Annotated in this window: 22 protein-coding genes; 8 read left to right on the top strand and 14 right to left on the bottom strand. The window is 37.1% G+C overall.

The features are described from left to right. Positions 1–51: 51 nt before the first annotated feature. Positions 52–867, top strand: a complete 816-nt coding sequence (locus tag GQO80_RS04140; protein WP_157207066.1) for a mechanosensitive ion channel family protein — start codon at positions 52–54, stop codon at positions 865–867. A gap of 53 nt (positions 868–920) precedes the next feature. On the opposite strand, the gene GQO80_RS04145 is transcribed toward GQO80_RS04140, so the two are convergent. From GQO80_RS04145 to trhO, 8 genes are all read right to left on the bottom strand, one after another. After that, the gene (locus GQO80_RS04145; protein ID WP_157207067.1) at positions 921–1,577 is read right to left on the bottom strand and encodes a 3-oxoacid CoA-transferase subunit B; all 657 of its coding nucleotides are present in this window, start codon (positions 1,575–1,577) and stop codon (positions 921–923) included. A 309-nt stretch (positions 1,578–1,886) separates the two neighbouring features. Further along, complete coding sequence (locus GQO80_RS04150) at positions 1,887–2,588, bottom strand: CoA transferase subunit A (protein WP_157207068.1); 702 nt, start codon at positions 2,586–2,588, stop codon at positions 1,887–1,889. Positions 2,589–2,675: 87 nt separating this feature from the next. Continuing rightward, a complete protein-coding gene (locus GQO80_RS04155) occupies positions 2,676–5,003 on the bottom strand; it encodes a penicillin-binding protein 1A (protein ID WP_157207069.1) in 2,328 nt (775 codons plus the stop codon). A gap of 59 nt (positions 5,004–5,062) precedes the next feature. Further along, positions 5,063–5,560, bottom strand: coding sequence for a gliding motility lipoprotein GldH (locus tag GQO80_RS04160; RefSeq protein WP_157207295.1), 498 nt, complete (start codon positions 5,558–5,560; stop codon positions 5,063–5,065). Next, the gene (locus GQO80_RS04165) at positions 5,550–6,737 is read right to left on the bottom strand and encodes a PSP1 domain-containing protein (protein WP_157207070.1); all 1,188 of its coding nucleotides are present in this window, start codon (positions 6,735–6,737) and stop codon (positions 5,550–5,552) included. Before GQO80_RS04165 ends, GQO80_RS04160 begins: the two co-directional genes overlap by 11 nt. Before the next feature lie 154 nt (positions 6,738–6,891). Further along, positions 6,892–7,122, bottom strand: coding sequence for a ferredoxin (locus GQO80_RS04170; RefSeq protein WP_157207071.1), 231 nt, complete (start codon positions 7,120–7,122; stop codon positions 6,892–6,894). Then, on the bottom strand, positions 7,122–8,366 hold the full coding sequence (locus GQO80_RS04175; RefSeq protein WP_157207072.1) for a peptidase U32 family protein: 1,245 nt from the start codon (positions 8,364–8,366) through the stop codon (positions 7,122–7,124). Before GQO80_RS04175 ends, GQO80_RS04170 begins: the two co-directional genes overlap by 1 nt. Positions 8,367–8,376: 10 nt before the next feature. Next, positions 8,377–9,447: an oxygen-dependent tRNA uridine(34) hydroxylase TrhO gene (gene trhO, locus GQO80_RS04180; protein ID WP_157207073.1), complete on the bottom strand. Its 1,071-nt coding sequence runs from the start codon at positions 9,445–9,447 to the stop codon at positions 8,377–8,379. A 399-nt stretch (positions 9,448–9,846) separates the two neighbouring features. On the opposite strand from trhO, the gene recA reads away from it, so the two are divergent. The 4 genes from recA to GQO80_RS04200 all read left to right on the top strand — a co-directional run bounded on the left by recA (position 9,847) and on the right by GQO80_RS04200 (position 13,441). After that, the gene (gene recA, locus GQO80_RS04185) at positions 9,847–10,860 is read left to right on the top strand and encodes a recombinase RecA (RefSeq protein ID WP_157207074.1); all 1,014 of its coding nucleotides are present in this window, start codon (positions 9,847–9,849) and stop codon (positions 10,858–10,860) included. A gap of 101 nt (positions 10,861–10,961) precedes the next feature. Continuing rightward, positions 10,962–11,375: a hypothetical protein gene (locus GQO80_RS04190; protein ID WP_157207075.1), complete on the top strand. Its 414-nt coding sequence runs from the start codon at positions 10,962–10,964 to the stop codon at positions 11,373–11,375. 29 nt (positions 11,376–11,404) lie between these two features. Further along, positions 11,405–11,947 carry an RNA polymerase sigma factor gene (locus GQO80_RS04195; RefSeq protein WP_157207076.1) on the top strand — a complete coding sequence of 181 codons (543 nt, stop codon included), beginning with the start codon at positions 11,405–11,407 and terminating at the stop codon, positions 11,945–11,947. Beyond that, positions 11,948–13,441, top strand: a complete 1,494-nt coding sequence (locus GQO80_RS04200; RefSeq protein WP_157207077.1) for a hypothetical protein — start codon at positions 11,948–11,950, stop codon at positions 13,439–13,441. Positions 13,442–13,538: 97 nt separating this feature from the next. Here GQO80_RS04200 and GQO80_RS04205 read toward each other — a convergent pair whose 3' ends face one another. The 4 genes from GQO80_RS04205 to GQO80_RS04220 form a co-directional block, all read right to left on the bottom strand. Further along, on the bottom strand, positions 13,539–16,190 hold the full coding sequence (locus GQO80_RS04205) for a TonB-dependent receptor (RefSeq protein ID WP_157207078.1): 2,652 nt from the start codon (positions 16,188–16,190) through the stop codon (positions 13,539–13,541). Further along, positions 16,187–16,936 (bottom strand): GLPGLI family protein, encoded by a 750-nt coding sequence (locus tag GQO80_RS04210; protein WP_157207079.1) that lies wholly within the window; start codon positions 16,934–16,936, stop codon positions 16,187–16,189. Before GQO80_RS04210 ends, GQO80_RS04205 begins: the two co-directional genes overlap by 4 nt. Positions 16,937–16,946: 10 nt before the next feature. Next, positions 16,947–17,297: a hypothetical protein gene (locus tag GQO80_RS04215; RefSeq protein ID WP_157207080.1), complete on the bottom strand. Its 351-nt coding sequence runs from the start codon at positions 17,295–17,297 to the stop codon at positions 16,947–16,949. A gap of 349 nt (positions 17,298–17,646) precedes the next feature. After that, entirely contained in the window at positions 17,647–18,384 is a 738-nt protein-coding gene (locus GQO80_RS04220; protein WP_157207081.1) for a lysophospholipid acyltransferase family protein, read from the bottom strand. Between the two features lie 115 nt (positions 18,385–18,499). Between GQO80_RS04220 and trpS the strand changes: the two genes are divergently transcribed. Beyond that, positions 18,500–19,468, top strand: a complete 969-nt coding sequence (gene trpS, locus GQO80_RS04225; protein WP_157207082.1) for a tryptophan--tRNA ligase — start codon at positions 18,500–18,502, stop codon at positions 19,466–19,468. A 109-nt stretch (positions 19,469–19,577) separates the two neighbouring features. Here the strand turns inward: trpS and dprA are convergent, their stop codons facing one another. After that, positions 19,578–20,681 (bottom strand): DNA-processing protein DprA, encoded by a 1,104-nt coding sequence (dprA, locus tag GQO80_RS04230; protein ID WP_157207296.1) that lies wholly within the window; start codon positions 20,679–20,681, stop codon positions 19,578–19,580. A gap of 104 nt (positions 20,682–20,785) precedes the next feature. Here dprA and GQO80_RS04235 point away from each other — a divergent pair, with 104 nt between their 5' ends. Then, positions 20,786–21,730: an HU domain-containing protein gene (locus GQO80_RS04235; RefSeq protein ID WP_157207083.1), complete on the top strand. Its 945-nt coding sequence runs from the start codon at positions 20,786–20,788 to the stop codon at positions 21,728–21,730. Between the two features lie 79 nt (positions 21,731–21,809). Here GQO80_RS04235 and GQO80_RS04240 read toward each other — a convergent pair whose 3' ends face one another. Continuing rightward, on the bottom strand, positions 21,810–22,646 hold the full coding sequence (locus GQO80_RS04240) for a CPBP family intramembrane glutamic endopeptidase (protein ID WP_157207084.1): 837 nt from the start codon (positions 22,644–22,646) through the stop codon (positions 21,810–21,812). Between the two features lie 260 nt (positions 22,647–22,906). Here GQO80_RS04240 and GQO80_RS04245 point away from each other — a divergent pair, with 260 nt between their 5' ends. Then, positions 22,907–23,416, top strand: a complete 510-nt coding sequence (locus GQO80_RS04245) for an acyl-CoA thioesterase (RefSeq protein ID WP_157207297.1) — start codon at positions 22,907–22,909, stop codon at positions 23,414–23,416. Positions 23,417–23,473: the final 57 nt, after the last annotated feature.

The following is a 23,473-nucleotide window of genomic DNA, read 5'->3' on the forward strand; positions in this document are numbered from 1 at the left end:
ATTTTGAAAGTAAAATGGTATAATAGATTATAAAAAAAACAGTAAAAACGTATGAATTTGAAAGATATTGATACCCAAAAATGGTTGGAGCTGGCCATCGCTTACGGGTTAAAAATTTTGGCAGCCATTGTTGTATGGATTATCGGTTCTTGGATTATTAAAAAAATACTCAAGGCCACCAGGAAAATTATGACCAAAAGCAAGTATGAAGAAAGCCTTCAAAGTTTTTTAATTAATCTTATTAGTTGGGGCTTAAAAATAGTGTTGATTATTACCTTATTGGGCACTTTAGGGGTGCCAACTACCTCCTTTGCCGCCATTATTGCTGCTGCTGGTTTAGCCATTGGTTTGGCACTGCAGGGATCTTTGGGCAATTTTGCGGGCGGTGTACTGATCATGATTTTTAAACCTTTTAAAATAGGCGATCTTATTGAGGCCCAAGGTGAAACGGGGGTTGTTAAATCGATAGAAATTTTCACGACTAAATTAACAGGGCTTTCCAATAAAGAAATCATAATTCCCAACGGTGCCCTGTCCAATGGCAATATCATCAATTATACCACCGAGGGGGTACGACGGGTAGATTTGGTTTTTGGAGTTGGGTATGAATCGGATATCAAGAAAACAAAGGATGTGCTAATGGGTGTTTTAACTTCAAACCCTAAAATTTTAAGTGCGCCCGAACCTACCGTAAACGTATTGGCACTAGCCGATAGCTCTGTAAACTTTGCGGTAAGACCGTGGTGCAATGCGGCAGATTATTGGGCAGTTTACTTTGAGGTTACCGAAAATGTAAAACTGGCCTTAGATGCTGCCGGAATTGAAATACCATATCCACATCAAGTTGAAATTCAGAAGAAGGAGTAATATTTAACTTTGCTATTTCCTGAAAAGGTTGTTTTTTTTAAGGTTTTGTGAATTCAATCAATAACCATTTCAGGAATATTGCCTTCTATAATTAAGCTGCCTTCGGTAGCTTTTTTTATGGTTTCTACCGAAATGCCCGGGGCGCGCTCCAAAAGTTTAAAACCGTTTTTAGTAACTTCAATAACCGCCAAATTGGTCACTATTTTTTTAACACAGCCCACGCCGGTTAAAGGTAACGAGCAACGTTTTAATAATTTCGATTCGCCCGCTTTGTTGGTGTGCATCATGGCAACAATAATGTTTTCGGCACTCGACACCAAATCCATGGCACCGCCCATACCCTTTACCATCTGTTTCGGTATTTTCCAGTTGGCAATATCACCGTTTTCGGCAACTTCCATGGCACCTAAAATAGTTAAATCAACGTGTTTGCCCCGAATCATTGAAAAGCTCATGGCAGAATCAAAAAAACTTGCTCCCGGTAGTGTGGTAATAGTTTGCTTACCGGCGTTAATAATATCGGCATCTTCTTCCCCTTCAAAAGGAAAAGGCCCCATGCCCAATACACCATTTTCACTTTGAAACTCCACTTCAATATCATTGCGAACGTAGTTGGCAACCAATGTTGGTATGCCAATACCCAAGTTTACATAATACCCGTTTTTAACTTCTTTTGCAATGCGCTTTGCGATACCTATTTTGTCTAACATGTTCTAATTTGTTAATGTGTCAATTTGAAAATTAATCAATTATGGTTTTTGCTCGATACGATTATTTTAGAAATTATCAGAATAACGGATTTTAAATCTTTCAATAATTTTTCATCTGAATCTGGATACTGTTCAAACGATTTATATAGTCGCAAGCAGTATTCTAATTTATCGGTTTCTTTAGCTGAAATTTCAAATCTGTTGGCAGCTCTCATTTTTTTCAGAAAAAGCAACCTAATTCAAATGTCAATTTTACGATTAAATTATCCGAATCGATTTAATCTTCAAATGAGTTAATTATCGAATGAATTAATTGCTTTGTCGAACCGTTCGTTGTTCAATCCGTTTTTCATAGTTTTCCCCTTTAAAGATACGTTGTACAAAAATACCTGGAATGTGGATTTGATTGGGGTCTAAGCTTCCAAGAGGCACTAATTCTTCAACTTCGGCGACCGTTATTTTTGCTGCGCCACACATCACCGGATTAAAATTTCTGGCAGTTCCCTTAAAAATTAAATTGCCGGCTGCATCGCCTTTCCAAGCTTTCACAAAGGCAAAATCGGCTTTAAAGGCATGTTCCAAAACGTACATCTTGCCATCAAACTCCCGTGTTTCTTTTCCATCGGCAACTTCGGTGCCATAACCTGCGGGGGTGTAAATGGCGGGAAACCCTGCTTGGGCTGCACGACAGCGCTCTGCCAAGGTGCCTTGTGGAATAAGCTCCACATCCAGTTCGCCTGTGAGCATTTGGCGTTCAAACTCCTCGTTTTCACCTACATAGGAAGCAATCATTTTCTTGATTTGATGCTTTTGAAGCAACAGGCCCAAGCCAAAATCATCAACGCCGGCGTTGTTTGATATGCAGGTTAAACCCTTTATGCCCAGTTTCACTAAGTGGGCAATGGCATTTTCCGGGATGCCGCAAAGCCCGAAGCCACCCAACATAAAGGTCATGTTATCTTTAACGCCGTTTAGTGCTGCTTCTACATTTGCAACTGTTTTGTTAATCATGCTTATTTTGTTTTTTCTTTTTAAAAATACAAAATAAAAAAACCATTCTAAAAAGAATGGCTTGTCATTTTTATTTAAGGATTAAATTTAAAAAGTCAAATCGTCAGGAATATCAGAGCCTATGCCATCGGTGTAATTTCCAGAGCCTTTAGAGCAATCAACATTAATGGATAGTTGTGCTGGGGCATCAAAGTTTTGGGTAGAAACGTCCAAGGTTTTATCATTGTAGCAACTTTTCATAAAAAGGCCCCAAATGGGTAATGCCATAGAAGCGCCTTGGCCATAAAGTATAGACCTAAAGTGCACCGATCTGTCTTCGCCACCTACCCAAACACCGGTTGCCAAATTGGGTACCATGCCCATAAACCAACCGTCGCTTTGGTTTTGTGTGGTACCTGTTTTTCCGGCTATTGGATTTGTAAAACCGTAGGGGTAGCCCGTTATGATGTCTTTATAAAATTGATCGGGTGGTCCCGTTCTGCGCAATCGTGCCCCAGATCCAGACTCTACAACGCCTTGCAACAATTTTACGGTTACATAGGCCGGTTCGTCGCCTATCACATCGCGTGTTTCTGGCTTGAATTGGTACAGTACCGTGCCGTTTTTATCTTCAATGGTGGTTACCATAACGGGCTGTGTATAAACGCCCTTATTTGCAAATGCCGCATAAGCTGCAACCATTTCATAAACACTCAAATCGGCAGTTCCGAGGGCAATAGAAGGTACTTCTGGAATGTTTGATTCCACGCCCAGTTTTTTAACTAAATCTATAACGTTTTTTGGGCCTACTTTGTCCATTAATCGTGCGGTAATGGTGTTAACCGAGTTTGCTAGCGCATTTTTTAAGGTTCTGGTGCCACCATATTTGCCATCGGAGTTTTTTGGGCACCAATCTTGCAAATTGCCATATTTGTTGGCTTCAATACAAAATGGGGTGTCTGGAAATTCGTCGCAGGGCGAATAATGTAATTGGTCTATCGCCGCGGCATATACAAAGGGTTTAAAGGTTGAGCCTACTTGCCGTTTTCCTTGTTTAACCATATCGTATTGAAAATGTCTGTAATTAATACCGCCTACCCAAGCTTTAACGTGGCCAGTTTGGGGTTCCATAGCCATCATGCCCGTTCTTAAAAAGGTTTTGTAGTAGCGAATGGAGTCGATGGGCTTCATAATGGTATCGATTTCTGTCGCCTTCCCTTTTTTCCAGGCGAAAATGGCCATTTCGGTTGGTCTGTAAAAAGAGGCCTCTATTTCTTTATCCGATTTCCCCAAATCGTATTTCATTTTGCGCCAGCGCTCCGATTGTTTCATGGCGTTTTTTAATAAGGTTTTTATTTCGTCGGGCGTTAAATCCAAAAAAGGGGCCGTTTTGTTGCGTTCGGGTGTGTTTTGTTTAAAAAACTCTTTTTGCAGTTGCGCCATGTGTTGTTGCACAGCATTTTCGGCATAGAGCTGCATGCGCGAATCGATGGTGGTGTAAACCTTTAAGCCATCATTGTATAAATTGTATTTGGTGCCATCTGGTTTTGGGTTGTTTTTAATCCAATCTTTCATAAAACCATCTAAATACGTTCTAAAATAAGTGGCTATGCCTTCGCGGTGGGATTCTGGATTATAGTTTAAATCCAATGGTGTTTTTTGAAGTGAGTCTTTCACTTTTTCATTGATATAACCATATTTCTCCATCTGGGAAAGCACCACATTACGACGCTGACGCGTTAATTCCTCGCGCTTTCTAGGGTTGAACAACGATGAGTTTTTGAACATCCCAACCAACATGGCCGATTCCTTTAAATCTAGTTCTTTAGGTTCTTTGCCAAAATAGATGCGTGCGGCACTTCTTATGCCATCGGCATTGTTTAAAAAGTCGTAAATATTAAAGTATTGGGCAATAATTTCTTCTTTGGTATATTGGCGTTCTAAACGGGTGGCAATAATCCATTCTTTAATTTTTTGGGTCAACCTTCCCAGTTTGTTTCTAGAACCTTCCCCATGGAATAACTGTTTTGCCAGTTGTTGCGAAATGGTACTGGCGCCGCCGCCGCCGCCTAGTTTTACGATGGCACGAAGCGTTCCAAATGCATCGATACCGGAATGGTCGTGAAAACGGGCATCTTCAGTAGCCAATAGGGCATCAATTAAATGTTGGGGCAGTTCCTCATAACTTACGGGTGTTCTATTATCGTTCAAATAAAATTTTCCAAGTGTTTTTCCGTCGGAAGAAATGATTTCGGTGGCCAAATTTGATTTTAGGTTTTCCAGCTGTGTGTGGTCTGGCATCGTTCCGAAAAGGCCCCAAGAGGCCAACAAGAAAATGAGAATTACAAACAGAATACCTCCTGCGAACAGCATCCAAAACCTACGGATGTATTTTGAGAAGTCTTGGTTTGCCGATGGTTGTTTTTTTATTGCCATATAATAAGTGCCTAAAGTTTTAAGTGTATAAAGTGTTTTTAAGTTATAAGAGCTTAAAGTTAGGGGGTGTTTTTTGCTGGTTTTTCAATTCGGAAGCCTACATCGGTAATGCCTTCAAGTTCGGTAACGCCGTTTACTTTGCCGTTTTCGCGCATGGCTTGTTGAATGTTAACTTGGTAATCGCCTTTTTCCTTGAAAATGACCCCTTCTTTATACCAGAGTTTGTTTTCTTTAATATCCATTAAACCGGTGCCTAGAAATTTTCCTGATGGATCTGCCATTTTGTACTCTAAGGTATCGGTTAAGGTTTTGCCATGGGGAAACACCATTTCGACGATTAAAAACAGATTATTGTATTTGTATGCGTTGTTGTTGCGTAAATTCACAAATAAATTATAGGTGTTTGTAGAGTCTGGTGGCGTAATCTTGAAGCTGATAATGGAGTCTTTATGCCATTTTTCGGGCACCGCTTGGTAGCCATCGAATACCCTGTTGGGGTCGCATGAAGTTAGAACCAAAAAAAATATCAATAAAAATAACAACACATTATTTCGCATCATCTTTACGCTTTTGGGGTTTTTGGTTCTTGTTTTTGTTCCTGTTGTTCCGGTTCTTGTTATTTTTACGTTTTTTACTGGGTTTTGGACTATCGAAGCGCGTTAAACTATCTTGACCTACAACGTTTCCAAACGCTGTTTTAGTATCTTCAACAACTTCTATGGCATATTCTTCCAGGCTAACAATTTTTTCGTTCTTCTTGTTTAGGGCAATAATTTCGTTGGCTTGTACGGTGGTTATTTTGTGCCAATTGGCCCATTCGCCCTCGTATGCGTACCACAAATGGCCCTTGAAAATATCGGTTTTTTGGCAAACGGCCGTTCCTTTTTCGGTTTGTAGTTTTATTTCGGGTTTTGGGAAACTTTTAAGGGCATCCAAATAACTGTCCAGTTCATAGTTTAAACAGCATTTTAGTTTGCCGCATTGACCTGCCAATTTTTGTGGATTTAATGATAGCTGCTGGTAGCGCGCTGCCGAGGTGCTTACCGAACGAAAATCGGTTAGCCATGTTGAACAGCATAATTCGCGCCCACAGGAACCAATGCCACCAAGTCTGGATGCTTCTTGGCGAAAACCCACTTGTTTCATTTCAATTCGGGTCCTAAACTCGCGGGCAAATACTTTGATGAGTTCCCTGAAATCAACCCGTTCCTCGGCCGTATAGTAAAACGTTGCTTTACTGGCATCGCCTTGAAACTCGATATCGGAAATTTTCATGGCCAGTTTTAAATCGATGGCAAATTGGCGTGCCTTCACTTTCATGGGCTCTTCCTTATCGCGTGCATCCCGCCAGATATCGATGTCTTTTTGACTTGCTTTTCGGTATATTTTAAAAATCTCTTCGGGGGTTTCCGATATGTTTTTACGCTTCATTTGAACGCGTACCAATTCTCCCGTAAGGGTAACCATGCCAATATCGTGGCCCGATGGCGCTTGTGTTGCTACCACATCGCCAATGCTTAGCGTTAAGTTTTCGGAGTTTAAATAGTATTCCTTTCTACCGTTTTTAAAGCGGACTTCTACCCAATTAAACGGTTTTTCTCCGTTTGGAAGCGACATATTGGCCAGCCAATCGAACACCGTAAGTTTATTACAACTATCCGTTCCGCACGTGCCATTATTTTTACATCCTTTGGGTTGTCCGTCTTTTCCAGTTGAACAACTGTTACAAGCCATACATTTTATATATTGATTCCAACTAAAACCGAAGTTTTATTGGAAGGAGGTTCATAATTATTTGAAAACGTAAAGATAAGATTATTATGCTTACTTTAAAATAGAAGACGAATTATCATTTTTTTGATGAAAATGAATGGTTATACAGCACATTTTAAACCAACTTCACGCTAATTATTTTAACAGGACAGGCCTTGGAAGCATTTTCGCAAGCCTCTAAAATATCGTTTTCATTGGATTTTAAAGTAAAAAATCCTTTTTTATCCGTTGAATGAAGCAACACCGATTTGCCATCTTTTTTCGACATTTGAAACTGATTGGGCGCCAACTCCACACAATAATTGCACCCAATGCATTTGTTGCGCTGCAATGTGATAACCACCATTAAGCTTCTACTTTATTTTCAACAATTTTATACAATTTATCGGAAGGACGGATTCTGAAACCAAGCGGAATGGTTACCAAATCGCCTTTGGTGCCTTTTGATGATTTTTGGTCGTTTACCATCATGTCGCCCACTTCCAATTCTTTGGCGCCCGTTGTGGGGCCCGTTATTAAAATAGTGTCGCCCACCGCAATATCGAAGGCTTCAATTTTAAATTCGCCTATTTGTGGTTTCGGGAAAAAGTGCGTGCCTTTGCCAATATATACCTTTTTTTGGGTGGCGTGCGACCCCGAACCATTGCTCCATTCGCCCAATTTTTGCCCCAAATAATACCCGTTCCAAAACCCTCGGTTATACACTTTTTCAAGTTCTTGCATCCAAATAACCACCTGTTCTTTTTGGTAAGTTTCAGCATATAAGCTATCAATGGCCTCGCGATAGCATTTTATTACTTTGGCAACATACTCTGGTGCGCGCCCGCGGCCTTCAATTTTTAAAACCTTGATGCCGGCATCGGCCACTTGGTCCAGAATATCGATGGTGCACAAATCTTTGGGCGACATGATGTATTCGTTGTCAATCTCCATTTCAAAGCCGGTTTCCTGCTCTATAACCGTATATTTTTTGCGGCAATTTTGTTTGCAGGCACCACGGTTTGCCGATGAATTGTAGGCATGCAAGCTCATGTAGCATTTTCCAGAAACCGCCATACATAGGGCACCATGGCCGAAAATTTCAATTTCAATCAATTTTCCCGATGGGCCTTTTATCTGTTCCTTTTCAATAAGTTCGGTTATTTTCTTTACCTGTCGTAAACTTAACTCGCGGCTTAAAACCATCGTATCGGCAAACAAAGCGTAAAATTTAACGGTTTCAATGTTGGTAATATTTATTTGGGTAGAAATGTGCACTTCCATGCCCACTTCGCGTGCTGCCATGATAACGGCTTGGTCCATAGCGATAACGGCGGTAATATCGGCCTCTTTCGCTTTGTTTATCAGGGTTTTTACGATGGATAAATCGTGGTCGTAAATAATGGTGTTTAAGGTTAAATAAGTTCTTACGTTTTTGGCTTTGCAGCGTTTTGAGATTTCAGCTAAATCGCCTAAAGTGAAATTTATGGAGGCTCTTGCCCGCATGTTCAACTGCTCAACCCCAAAATAGATGGAATCTGCGCCATTATCCAAAGCGGCTTGCAGCGATTCAAAATTTCCTGCGGGTGCCATTAATTCAATTTTTTGCATAGGTTCGTTTTTATTGTTTCTTTTGAAAATGGTCGAAAATATTCCTTAAATCTTTTTGGTGGTTAAGATGGTGGGCACGTCCTTTTTTAAAGATGTCGTTGCTGTTGCCCTGGCCTTTTCTAAGTTCTTTTTGTGTTTCGTAGGGCAATCTGTTAATGTCCATACAGGTTGTGGAACAGCAGTTTTCCATGGTTTCCTTGCATTTAGGGCATTGGATGAACAACAAATGGCAGGCCTCGTTGGCGCAATTGGTGTGTATATCAAAAGGTTCGCCACATTGGTGGCATTGCGCAATAATATCGTCGCTTATTTTTTCCGCTCTGCGGTCGTCGAACACAAAATTTTTGCCCAAAAACTTATTTTCCAGCTGCTGTTCCTTTACTTGGCGGGTATATTCAATAATGCCACCTTCCAATTGATACACATTTTTAAAGCCTTTATGTTTGAAATAGGCACTGGCTTTTTCGCAACGGATACCGCCGGTACAGTACATCACCAAATTTTTATCTTCTTTGTGGTCTTTTAAATCGGCTTCAATAATATCCAACGATTCCCGAAAGGTGTCCACATCGGGCGTGATGGCGTTTTTAAAATGGCCTATTTCGCTTTCGTAATGGTTGCGCATATCCACCAAAACGGTGTTTTCGTCTTCTATAAAGGTGTTGAAATCTTCAGCTTTTAAGTGGATGCCCTTGTTGGTCACATCAAAAGTTGCGTCGTTTAAACCGTCGGCCACTATTTTATCGCGTACCTTTACTTTTAGCTTTAAGAACGATTTATTGTCGTGCTCTATGGCAACATTCAAACGGATGTCCTTTAAAAAATCAATGCTATCAAGATGGTTTTTGAATTCGTTGAAGCGGTCGGCAGGAACTGATAATTGTGCGTTTATACCTTCGTGGGCAACGTAAATACGGCCCAAAACATCCAGTGTGTCCCAGGTTAAAAACAAATGGTCGCGTAAAAGTTGCGGATTGCCAATGTTGGCATATTGGTAAAAAGAAAGTGTTAACCGACTTTTTCCTGCGTGGTCGATTAATGCGGCCCTTTCTTTCGCGCTTAATTTATTGTACAGTTGCATGCTATACCAATGTTTTAAGGTTAAAGAAGCCCATCATAACCTTCCCAAAAGGAAGGGAAAATGAAACTAAAGCGCAAAAGTACAATTTTTTAGAAATCTTTTAGAAACGAATGTTACTAATTAGCATGAATTAATGGGTCTTAATATATGAAAACCCTGTCAAGAAAAAATAAAACTAACATTTTATAACAAAAAAAGCACCTATTAAATTTAATAAGTGCTTTCCAAGAATAGTTTGAGTTAGTCTGCTTTAAAGCCGATTTAATTTTTTTCATAGCAAAAATTTTCCCAACTCTATTTCATAGATGCAGAATGTTGAAAAAGGTTGCGTTATAAAATTGTAAGATGACAAAACTTATAGTATTTTAGCATCCATTACTTCAGAAAAAATAAATAAAGATGAGCAGCGAAAAAGAAGCAAAGTTAAAAGCATTAAAACTTACGTTAGATAAATTAGATAAAGCCTATGGCAAAGGAACGGTGATGAAAATGAGCGACCAAGCAGTGGTTGATGTGGATGCCATTTCATCGGGTTCGTTAGGTTTGGACATCGCTTTAGGTGTTGGCGGCTACCCGCGCGGACGGGTAATTGAAATTTACGGGCCAGAATCATCGGGAAAAACAACACTGACTTTGCACGCCATAGCAGAAGCCCAAAAAGCAGGAGGGATTGCGGCATTTATTGATGCAGAACATGCCTTTGATAGGTTTTATGCTGAAAAGTTAGGGGTCGATTTGGAAAATTTAATCATCTCACAACCCGATAATGGGGAGCAAGCCCTAGAAATTGCCGATAATTTAATACGCTCGGGCGCCATTGATATTGTGGTGATAGATTCGGTAGCGGCACTAACTCCAAAAAGCGAGATTGAAGGTGAAATGGGCGACTCTAAAATGGGGCTCCATGCCCGTTTAATGTCGCAGGCCTTACGAAAATTAACCGCTTCCATTAGCAAAACCAATTGCACAGTTATTTTCATCAACCAATTACGGGAAAAAATTGGTGTTATGTTTGGCAACCCAGAAACAACAACTGGCGGTAATGCCTTAAAATTTTATGCATCCATTCGCTTGGACATTCGTCGTTCTACCCAAATAAAAGAAACCGATGGCAGCGTTTCGGGTAACAAAACCCGCGTAAAAGTGGTTAAAAATAAGGTGGCGCCACCATTTAAAACCGCCGAATTTGATATTATGTACGGAGAAGGCATTAGTAAAGTAGGCGAGATTTTAGATATTGCCGTTGAAAACGAGATCATTAAAAAAAGCGGTTCTTGGTTTAGCTATGAAGAAACCAAGCTAGGGCAAGGGCGCGACGCCGTAAAAGCACTTATTAAAGACAACCCAGAACTTATGGACGAACTGGAGGTCAAGGTCAGGAAAGTTGCCAAGGCAGCCTCTGCTGGCGAATAAACAAAAAAATCCCGATAAGCTCGGGATTTTTTTGTTTATACACGCAACCTTTCAAATAAAAATGCATCTAACAATAAAAACAAATCAAAAAAAGTGAAGAGATGAAAAAGTTATTTGCCCTAAGTTTAATGCTAATTTTTATGTCCTCGTGCAGTCTTAACGATGATAACGAGGCAAATTACAACTTTGAGATATTGCCAGTTGCAAGTGTGGATATTCCCAGTGAATTCACATTAGGGGAAACATACCCCATAACGGTTACCTATTTAAAACCTACATCGTGCCACGTTTTCAAAGAATTTTATTATTCAAAAAACCTAAACGAACGCACGGTGGCACCTATCACATTGGTATATCAAAATGATAATTGCCAAACTTTGGAAAATACCACGGAAGAGGCTACCTTTAACTTTATTGTTACCAGCAACGGATCGTACGTTTTTAAGTTTTGGCAAGGTGAAGACGAAGCTGGTGAAGACCAATATTTAATAATAGAGGTGCCGGTAGTAGAATAAGTTTAGGTATTAATTAATACGTGTTTAATTTGAGTTTAGAGCAACTCATAGAAAATTGTAAAAACAATGATACTAAAGCACAAAGTGAATTGTACAAACTCTTTTCGAGTAAACTATTTGCGGTGTGCTTAAAGTATTCGCGTAATTATGCCGAAGCTGAAGATAATTTGCAAGACGCGTTTTTAACCATTTTCAAAAAAATGGAGCAGTATAAAAATAAGGGATCTTTTGAAGGTTGGCTAAAACGCATTACCATAAATACGGTGATGCAGCAATACAGAAGCGAAAAGGTTTTTGATATGGTTAACGAAACCGTGGTTGATGAAGTTGAAATAGAAATGGACGATGAAGACCTGTCCATGGATTATTTGTTGAAAATTATTCAAGAATTGCCTGATAGGTACCGTTTGGTTTTCAATATGTACGTGCTAGATGGCTATTCGCACAAAGACATAGCAGATATGCTAAACATCCATATTGGGACTTCAAAATCAAACCTAGCGCGCGCCAGGTTCATTTTGAAACAAACTATTGAAGATTACAAAACAACACAACGTTTACAGTCATTATAGATGAATGATAAAAAACATATAGACAGGTTATTCCAAGAGCGTTTTAAAGATTTTGAAGCGACCCCCAACGATGCTGTTTGGAAAAATATTGAAGCGGTACTTAACCAAGAAAACAAAAAACGCCGCATCATCCCCATTTGGTGGCGCTATGCAGGTGTGGCCGCAGCCTTGTTGCTTTTTTTAACCTTGGGCGGTTTGTACATTAAAAACTCCCCAAACCCTCCAACAAATAAGGTGGTAAATACCGACCAAGAAGGGCAAACCCGAAGCTCAAACCCAACAAATGCCGTTAAAGTTGCGGTTGAGGAAGATGCTGTTATGAAAAAAAATAAGGAAGAAGGTTTTGAAAATAAGCAAGAACAAGTACTCCCAAATGCCGTAGAAGCTTCAAACGAACCAGCAATGGCCAATAACCCCGCAACCGCTCCTAAAAACGTAAACAAGCTTAATTGGAAGGAAGCTTCAACCCAAAAATCGAATAAATCCTCGAATGGTATAGGCGGAAATACAAACACGGTCGCTTCCCATTCCGAAGAAACATCGAAAGATAACAATTTGAACAATACCGCGAACAACAAGGTTGCCTCAACATCTGAAACCAAAAAAGAAGCGCTTCAAACCGGGGAAACCTTAATAGCTTCTGAAAAGGCTAAAGAACTTATCAACAACGCCTCAAAAGAAAACACAACGATTGCCAATTCGGAAGAAAAAGATAAGAACGCCCTTACTATTGAAGAAGCCCTAGCCCTTGCAAACGATAAAGTTGAAAAGGAAAAAAGCATAAACAAGTGGCGTATCGCCCCCAATGCGGCGCCTGTTTATTTTAGCAGTTTGGGCGAAGGTTCCTCCATCGACCCGCAATTTAACAGTAATTCCAAAACTGGCGAGGTAAACATGAGCTATGGGGTAAGTGCCAGTTATGCGGTAAACGCTAAACTAAAGGTGCGATCGGGCATTAACAAAGTCAATTTGGGCTATAACACAAACAATGTGGTGGTGTATCAATCGGTTGGCGTAAGTTCCAGCAAGCGCACTTTGAAAAATTTAGATGCCCGTCCTAGCAGTAGTGCCAACACTTCCATTATTAGTGGCGAAAGTTTAAACGGTAAATCGGAGCTGTTGGCCACGACCAGCACCTCTATCAATCAAGCTCTGGGCTATATTGAAGTGCCTTTAGAGCTGCAATACGCCCTTGTAAACAAAAAATTGGGCATTAACCTAATTGGCGGTTTTAGTTCGTTTTTTTTAAGTGATAATAAAATATATTCTGAAGCCGAGGGTGGTGGAAAAACCTTTTTGGGTGAAGCAAACAATATAAATAACGTAAGTTATAGCGCCAATTTTGGTGTTGGGTTTAATTACCAAGTCTCTAAAAAAATAGACTTGAATGTAGAACCCATGTTTAAATATCAAATAAATACGTTTAGCAATACATCTGGCGATTTTTCACCCTATTTTATAGGTGTTTATACGGGATTCGCCATTAAATTCTAGGTTTTTGGTTAGATCTAGATGTTGGTTTTCAGTAAGCTCGAAAATCAATATCACTGGAAAACTGCTCTCCCCAGAGCAGTTTTTTTTATGATTTTTTTTAGAATTTAAAATTGATAGAGAGCAAAACGAATCGTTCAATTAAATTATGTTCAAAAATGGAAGTTGAAAAATCATTACTATTAATATTCTTATAAACTTTCTTATTAAGTAGATTATTGGCTTTAAATTGATATTCTACTTTATTGCTTTTGGGTTTATAAAAAATAAAGGTGTCTAAAAACAAGTCTCCAGATATACTTGATTTTAAATCTGGTTTAAAATATTGACTATTTACAGTAAATTGAAAATCATCTTTAATATATTTTATAGAAAAATCATTTTGAAAAGTTGTAACAGTATTAGAATCACTCAAAGCTGTTTCAAACTTATTAATATTAAATAATAACTTATTGTTAAAATTCATGGCTTTTTTAAAGCCTGTTCTCATATCTAATTGTCCAAAAAATGTTTTACTTGTATTATCCCTCAAACCAGAGTTATTAACCATATTTTGGTATTCTTGAATAGCATAAGAACTATTTATATTAAATGTAGATTTTAATACATGTACATACTTTTCAATATCTAAGCCAAAATTCAAGCTTTTATTTTTTGTTACATCTACTATTGAAGTATAAAAATCTGTATTTTCATTAACATTTAATTTATTTATATAACCATATTTTTTAAAACCATATCTAGTATATAAATTAAACTGGAAAAGATTGTAAAAATCATTGATTCTATAGCCAAAATTAATTGAGCTATTATTAAATGCATTAAAATTGAAACTATTATTTAATAACGTCCTATTATTAATAAACAGTAATCCTGAATATGTTTTTGATATATTAGGTATTTGATTAGATATATTATAACTTGAATACAAGTAAGATGTTTTATTCAAATAATAGTTAATTGAAAATGTTGGATTAAATAATAAAGTGTTTTCTTGAGATGCGTAATCTAAATTAAAATCATTAATTGTAACATTCAATAGTTCGTTTTTTAAACTTGAAGAAAATTGCCATTTATTTATGTTATATTTATAATTAACATTAAAATAAATTTTTGATAGTTTATAATAAACATTGTTTGATAAAAATTGATTTTCTATTGTTATGCCGTTAAGATTAGAATCCATGAAATTTTCATCATAATGATATCCCAAAGCCAATGTGTATTCTGTTTTTTTAATCTTTGATAAATATTTAGTTTCTAAATTAATTACGCTCTTTTTTAAATCAATATTTTGATTAAAACTTTCTAGATTAGTAAAAACATTTATATTTTGAGGTACATTATTGGTAGATACGTTAGATAAAAATTGAAAAACTTGGGTATTATTGAATTTATATGTGTACTCTGCTTTATTGCTAAAAAATAAATCTTCACTTTTCGATAAATTTTCAAATGCAATTCCGTTATTAAAGCCATTTGAAACACTAGTAATGTTCTGAAAATCTATTTTCCCAATAGCAGTGAATAAAGACTTTTTATTGATTTTATATATAAACTCATAATCGAAAGTGTTTATGAAAGGGTTTTTAACAAAATTTTCTTGAGTATTTATAGAAATATTATTTTCAAAAGTATAATCTGTATCATTAGTTTCGCTTCTTTTTAATTGATCCTTAAATAGACCATAGTTAAATCTTAGAGAAAGTTTGTTATTGAATTTATACAGCGCATTAAAACTTGCAAAATAGTTGCTGTTTATTAAGGTTCTGTTTTCTGCTAAGACAGAATTAAACGTGTTTTTATTAATTAAATTTGTGCTTCGTTGATTGGCTTCGTTAATCTTTGCTATGTCTAAAGAATTTGACGAAAAATTGTAAGGACTTAGGTTTTCGCCAATATTATTATAGCTTAAAGTAGAGAATCCTTTTAATTTTTTTGACACCGAAATTGCATTAGCTCTTAAATACTTTTTGTCCTTTAAGCCTGCTCCAATTTCTATGTCTCCAGAAATATCGGACATTCCTTTTTTCAATACTAAATTAATAGCAACATCTTGAGACGTTTTTACTCCTTTCAACAAATAATTCGGATCATAATCTTCTATAGCTTGAACGCTTTCTACTATGTCAGAATCTATATTTTTAGTGCCAATAGTATAGTTATCGTTAAAAACATTATCACCATCTAATAACAGTGTAGTAACTTGTTTTCCTTTAAATTTTATAGTGCCATTATCGCTTATGGTAATTCCTGGCAGCTTTTTTAATAAATCTTCAACCACCCGTTCACTTCCGTTTTTAAATTGAATAATATCATACTCTGTAGTATCTTTCTTTATCTTTATTGGTGTTTTTTTGGAAGCTACATAAACTTCTTCTAATCTCGTTAAACGCTCATCTAATTCGAAATCTAAAGTGTAAGCTGCTACATTTGAATCTGAAACATCAATCTCTTTAATAGTTGGTAAATAACTAATAATTGATGTTTCTATAATTAATTTTTTGTGCTTACTTGGCAAATCAACAGTATAAAACCCATCATTGTTTGCTATTGAATAAGCAATTATATTATTATCAATAGATTTTACCAAAACACTACAAAATGGTATAGGTTCTGAATTACTTGAAGATTTTATGAAACCTTGTAAATAAATTTGAGAATTACCATAAATAGATGTAAAAAAAAATAAAACCATACCAATTGGTATGGATTTATTTTTTTTTAGTAAGTATGTATGAGTTAGTTTCAATCAATATAAGTTTCTATTCCTTCTTTAGGTATTCTCCTAGTTGATCCTCCTGGGCCTCTATAATATAAGAATTCATTGAACTTTTCCTTGTAAAGAACTAAAAAATCATCCCAAGAGATAGCCTTTTGAATGTTTGTTTGAAATGGGTTTTCTATGTTAGAATCAGCATTTTTAATTTGCAATTTATTAGCTGTAAGTTTAAAAACATCATCAACTGAATAAACCTCCAGTATTAACCCAGGCAAACCGTAAAATTTCCAAGGGCCTGTTTGATAAGGAATCTCGATGGCAAAAAAAGCTTCATAATTTCTTCCTCTATAATGCGTTGTAGCCTTTTGGCATTTGTATCCTATAACATCTTTAAATTCTGTTTTGACTTCCCAGTTAAAAATATTCATAGAATCCTTAACTAGAAACGGCTTCATCTCTACAAGTTCAATACTATAAATACTTCTTTCTTCAAAATCTTTGAAAATGAAATCGTTATTTTTGGGCTTTATAGATAAAATTACTCCTTTCTCTGAATCTTCTTCTTCTTTAAAATTTTCATTTCCTAATAAATATGTCTCATACAAAGAGCCATATTGATTTGCCGATAAAGAAGAGTTAACTACGAATGCACTTGGAAGACCTTTCATATGAATTGAATAAGTATAATTTACAAACAAAATATTGTTTGAAATTCCTTTTTCTTGAGCAAGTAAACCAAGAGGTAAAAAAAGAAGTAATTTTATTTTTTTCTGCATTTTTAAATTTTTAATCAAATATTGAAGGCTCTTCCTCTCCTGGATTAGCTCGTTCTCCTAAAAATTCTTCTAAAGAGTAAAACACAGCTAATTGCTGACTTTTAATATAAGCATCAGCATCGCCTCTTGCCAAAGCACATGCTATTGCTAGCCCTGAATAAGTTGCACTATAATAAGTAAAACTAGTTCTATAAACCCCATTATAAGTTACAGTTGCAGTACAAGAATACATTGCTACAGCAGAGACCCCATAATCATTATTTTCATAAAGGTAAAAATTAGTATTTGAATAGTCAACGCCATTAGTAGCAAATGAAATAGAACTGATCGTTAAAACGAATAAAATCAAAATTTTCTTCATAATTTTTAAAGTTTGATCCTAAAAATTAATTTTAGGATAGTTAGTAAACAAGTTGTTTAAGAAGTCTAAAAATTAAGAAGTCGTTTAAAGAAGTCTTTTACTCTTGTAATTATTAAGGAAAATAAAAAAACTAGCGCTAGCTACGTTGCAACATGTTTTGCTAAATACTCATTTATAGGAGACTTCTTAATTAACCTAAGAATTTTGTAAGTAACAATCCAAATGTAAAAAAAAAAAAATCGTCATTTGCAACTTTTTTTTTGCATTTTTAAGTTATTTGATGTTTTATTAAAAATATTGCTGTGGGTATCCCGTAAAAATTAAAAAACCGAATTGTTTTCTAGGGATTTTATACGCTAAACTTTTCTAGTTGTCCCAAAATAACACTTCTTGCTTCTTCATTTAAAGTCTTTGTGTCGGCAACTTTTAAATGTTCGGTTTCTAAAAACTTATGGATTTTTACGCGCATACGCCCAGGGCCACCACTAAAAAAAGTATAGGATAGCCGTTTTTTGTTATCGGCAAACGTTATGGGCACAATAGGGATGTGGTGGTTAATGGCGAGCCTAAAAGCACCATCCTTAAATTCGTCCAATATTATATGTTCTTCGGGCACGCCGCCTTCAGGGAAAATACAAATGCTAACACCGGTTTTCAATCGTTTTTGTGCTCTTAAAAAAACGGCCTTTCGGCTTTTTTCCGAGCTTCTATCAACCAAAATACAGGTGCGTTTATAGAAAAACCCAAATAAGGGAATGTTGGCAAGCTCTTTTTTTCCAACAAACACAAACGGGTTTTTAACGCTCACCAGCATCAGCATAATATCTGCCATCGAGGTATGGTTGGCTATAAACAGATAGCTTTTGTTTTTTTCGGGCGTTTGCTTTCGCTTAATTTGCCAATTAAAGCCCATGCCAATTAATATGAATTTTGCCCAAATACGTGCAATTTTAAAAAAGAAAGGATACCACGATTCTTTTGAAATTGAAATTAAAAGTATGGGGAACAGGATAAGTATGGGCAATGCTACAAGTATGTAGAACCAAATGCGGTACAAAATCCAGAAAATATATTTAAAAAGTTTCATCAAGTTCAAAAATACATAATTGTATTGAGCAATTCTATTAAAAAAATTACCTTTGCTCGCAGAAAGCATATAGTTTAATTTTAATGAAATTCCCGCTTTGGCGAGAATGAAAAAGATGGCAAGAATACTTACAGGCATACAAAGTACGGGAACACCACATTTAGGCAATATTTTAGGGGCGCTTATACCAGCAATTGAAATGGCGAACAACCCCAAAAACGATTCGTTTTTATTTATTGCGAATTTGCACACCTTAACCCAAATTAAAGATGCTGCGATACTACGGCAAAACACGTATTCGGTGGCAGCTACCTGGTTGGCTTTTGGATTGGATATTGAAAAAACGGTGTTTTATAGACAAAGTGATGTGCCACAGGTTACAGAACTGTCGTGGTATTTAAGCTGCTTTTTTCCGTATCAACGCCTAACGTTGGCGCACAGTTTTAAGGATAAAGCCGATAGGTTGGAAGATGTAAACGCCGGTTTATTTAACTACCCCATGTTAATGGCTGCCGATATTTTACTGTACGATGCTGAAATTGTACCCGTTGGAAAAGACCAATTGCAACACATTGAAATGACCCGTGATGTGGCGGCACGTTTTCATGCAAAAATGGGCGATGTTTTTGTGTTGCCCGATGGAAGAATTGAAGAACACATCATGCTTATTCCGGGAACGGATGGCGAAAAAATGAGCAAAAGTCGCGATAATACCATCAATATTTTTTTGGATGATAAAAAGTTGCGCAAGCAAATATTGGGCATTCAAACGGATAGCACACCCCTTGAAGCCCCAAAAGACTGGAGTACGTGCAACTGTTTTGCTATTTATAATTTATTAGCAAGCGATGAACAAATTAAAACCATGAAAGCCCATTATGAAAACGGTAATTATGGTTACGGACATGCCAAACAAGCCTTATTTGAGCTAATAGTTGATAAATTTGCGGTACAGCGCGAGCGCTACCACTATTACATGAACAACCTAGAAGAAGTTGAAAAGGCACTTGCTTTGGGTGCCGAAAAAGCGAGATTGGTGGCAGATGCTGTTTTAAAGCGCGTTCGAGAGAAGGTTGGGTATTAATTCCTGCAAAAGCTGGGATCTTGTATTCAAATCTTAAATCAAAAAATGAAATAATGCGATTTACAAATAATCGTCCATTTCGTAAGATTCCTGCTTTCGCAGAAATTTTTCAAATAACCTCAAACAGTTTCCCCGGCAACGGGCGTACAACGCCTTTTAGTTCCATATTCAATAACGCGCTGGCAACCTTAAAAATGGGCATGTTACATTCAATGGCAATAACGTCCAGCAGTTGTTTATCCTTTTCTTTTAGATAGTTGAAAATTAGCTTTTCGGTCGCGTCCAATTCCACAAATAATTGTTTTTGAATGGTTGGTTTGTTTTCATCTTCCAGTTTCCAGTTCAAAATATAAGGTACATCTAAAGGCGTGGTAAGCATGTGGGCATTTTGGTGTTTTATTAAATTGTTGCAGCCTGTGCTTTGTAAATCGGTGGTTCTTCCAGGTACAGCAAACACATCGCGGTTGTAGGAGTTGGCAATATCGGCCGTAACCAAGCTGCCACCTTTTTCGGCCGATTCTATTACAATGGTCGCTTCACTTAAACCGGCAATGATGCGATTGCGTTTTAAAAAATTGTTTCTGTCAAAAGTATCGGTACTCCAAAAATCGGTAAAAAAGCCACCGTTTTTTTCCATGGGAACCATGTATTTTTTGTGCACCGCCGGGTATATTTGATTGAGCCCGTGCGCCAAACAACCAATGGTTTGTAAATGGTGTTTCATAGCCGCTTTATGGGCCGTAATATCGGTGCCGTAAGCAAACCCTGAAACAATAACAGGGTTATAAATGGCTAGTTTTTCAACTAAATCTTCGCAAAACGCCATGCCATTGGTTGTGATTTTTCTAGTGCCAACAATGCTAATAATGTGCCGTTGTTTTAAATTAATGGTTCCAGATTGGAATAATAGCATGGGGCCATCAATGCAGTGCTTTAATTTTTCGGGATAATGGCTTTCTTCAAAATATAAAACCTCAATGTTGTTTTCCTTAATAAAAACAAGCTCTTTTTCGGCTTCTTTTATATGGTGCGGTTTAAACAGTTCGCCCAAGATTACGCTGCCAATACCATCGATTTTTTGCAGGTTTTGCCGTTTTTCTTTTAAAACCGCTTCCGCAGAACCGCAATGGTTAATGAGTCGTTTTGCCGTAATGTCGCCAATATTGGGCACATGTTGTAGGGCAAGGGTGTAAAGCAAATCGGTTTGGTTCATTTTATGCCATTGATTTTGAAGCTGCAAGAAAAGAATTTTTAAACTGTTAATAAATACTTCGGCATAAATTTTATCTAAAAGCAAAAAATTTTAACTTTGTTTTTATGCAATTAGAAACCTACATAAGCGATTTACTCTATAGATATGAGTGTGTTACCATACCAGGGTTTGGTGCGTTTTTAACACAAAAAGCCTCTGCGTCGATTGATGCGGCCACACATACCTTTTATCCACCCAAAAAAACCGTGTCGTTTAACGAGCAAATTCAAAAAAACGATGGGCTGTTGGCACATTATATTGCCGATATTGAGAAAATTCCGTTTGAGGTTGCCAATGAGAAAATTGCAAATCGGGTTAAGTTGCTGAAATCAAATTTAACGCAAGGTGAAACCGTTAGTTTTAAAAATATTGGTGAAATTATTTTTAACAGTGAAGGCAAGATTATATTTGAACCAACATATCATTTAAACTATTTGACCAATGCGTTTGGCTTGTCGCAATTTGTGTCGCCTTCCGTTTCTCGCGAGGTTTACAAACAAGAAGTGGAAGCTATTGAAAAGGTAATACCGCTTACCATAACCCCAGAAAAGCGCAAAGCATCCCCTTATTTTAAATATGCTGCGGTGGCTTTAATAGCCTTGGCTTTGGGCGCATTGGTGCCCTCAAAATACTATCTTGACCAAATTGAGCAACACAACCAAATTGCCCAAGAAGTGGCCACCCAAAAGCTTGACAGTAAAATACAGCAAGCCACTTTTAATTTGAACCCATTGCCCGCTATTACGCTAAACGTTGCCAAACAATCTGGTAATTACCATGTGGTTGCTGGTGCTTTTAGGGTAGAAGATAACTGCGCGCAAATTTTAAGCGACTTGAAAGCCCAAGGTTTTAACGCAAGAAGCATAGGCGTTAACAAATACGGATTGCACGAAGTGGTTTACGGTAGCTACGAAACTGCCGAAGAAGCCTTAAAAGTGTTGCGCAACGTTAGAAACAATCATAACGAAGATGCGTGGTTGTTGGTTAAGGACTTGGATTTGGTTAACTAAACAGCCGTATTTCTTCCTATTAGATGAGTTTAAACGGTAACACTAGAATATTTTACTGCAATTTGTTCGTGATGGATTTTTAATGTTGTAGTTTTTTTGGTTTTATACGTTCAAAATAAAACCAAATTGTGCCTATTAGCAAAACTTGTACTACAACAGAAAATATAGAGCCTTCAAAACCAAAATCGCCCCCATTAATCATGTTTTTCTCTGTTGTTTTAAACTCGATTAAAGAGTAAAAATCTTGACCGCTCACATTAAACCCAAATAAGGTTTGAAACAAATTCCAGCTAAAATGTAAGGCGATGGGAAACCATAGGTTTTTGGTATAAATATAAGAAGCCCCTAAAACGATACCCGCTAAAAATAAATTTAAAAAGCTAAACCAGTCCATATTGGGGTTGGCGCCATGGGCGATCGCAAATACAAGTGAGGTGAGCAATAGCGCCCAATAGCTATTAAAGGACGCCATAAAATTGCGCAGTATATAGCCCCTAAAAAGCACTTCTTCGGTAATGGCCACAAAGATGTATATTAATATGGAGAATAGAAGTTCCTTAAAGCTGAGGGTTATGCCCAAAAACTTCACTTGATTGATGGCTAACAGGATAAGCAAGCCTAAGCCCATAATGATAAACCCAAATAGGAGGCCCAAATAAATATGCTTGAACCTGTTTTTTATTTGGAAGCCAAGGTTGATGAATTTTTCTTTATCGATAAACACCATAAAAAACCAAAGCAAGACAATTGTGCCCGTAAAATTAAAAAAAGTTATTATCAGATGCTGTGCCGTGGTTTTTTCGGCCTCCAGGGATTTTAAATCGACACTCGCCATGAGAAACCCTGTAAATTGAAATATCCCAACAAAAACAAAATAGGGAATAATTAATAGTAAGATGCGTTGCCAGCCTTTCATATTTTTTTGTTTACTATAAATTTATTTGCATTTGGAATTAGTATAAAAGACTATTATTCCTTCAAATATCGAGAATATAAAATTGTTTGTAAACCTTTTTTTTTGTAAAAAACGTTTTTTCTGTAATTTTTTAAATTTATTACTGCGGATTTCCCGTTAAATCGCTGTGGTTCTTTAATAGGAAGGGTCTTTTTAACCTTAGCAGTCGTGTTGTAAATTAAAAATCCGCTTACCTTTACAACATATTTAATTTTTTTATGATGCAAGCGAAAACACCCGAACAATCGAAAACAATCCTTACCGATATGGTTTTACCCGGTGAAACCAACCCATTGAACAATCTTTTTGGGGGCGAACTGTTGGCGCGCATGGATAGGGCCGCTAGTATTGCTGCACGTCGCCATAGCAGGCACATTGTAGTAACCGCTTCGGTAAACCATGTGGCTTTTAGTAAAGCGGTACCTTTAGGAAGCGTGGTAACGGTTGAGGCCAAGGTATCGCGGGCTTTTAATACCTCGATGGAGGTGTTTATTGATGTTTGGATTGAAGACCGCATTTCGGGCGCACGTACCAAGGCCAATGAAGGTATTTATACATTTGTAGCCGTTGATGATGTTGGCAAGCCCGTAATAGTGCCTGAAATTTTGCCCGAAACCGAACTGGAAAAACAACGTTTTGAAGCCGCTTTACGACGCAAACAACTCAGTTTATTGTTGTCTGGGAAAATGAAGCCCCATGAAGCAACTGAGTTAAAAGCGTTTTTTATGTAGTTTTGGTTTTGTTCTAATCTGTACTAAAATAAGAAACCGCCCAAAGCAATTGCTTCA

The sequence above is a fragment of the Mariniflexile maritimum genome (assembly GCF_009746565.1).
In the GTDB taxonomy this organism is placed as follows: domain Bacteria; phylum Bacteroidota; class Bacteroidia; order Flavobacteriales; family Flavobacteriaceae; genus Mariniflexile; species Mariniflexile maritimum.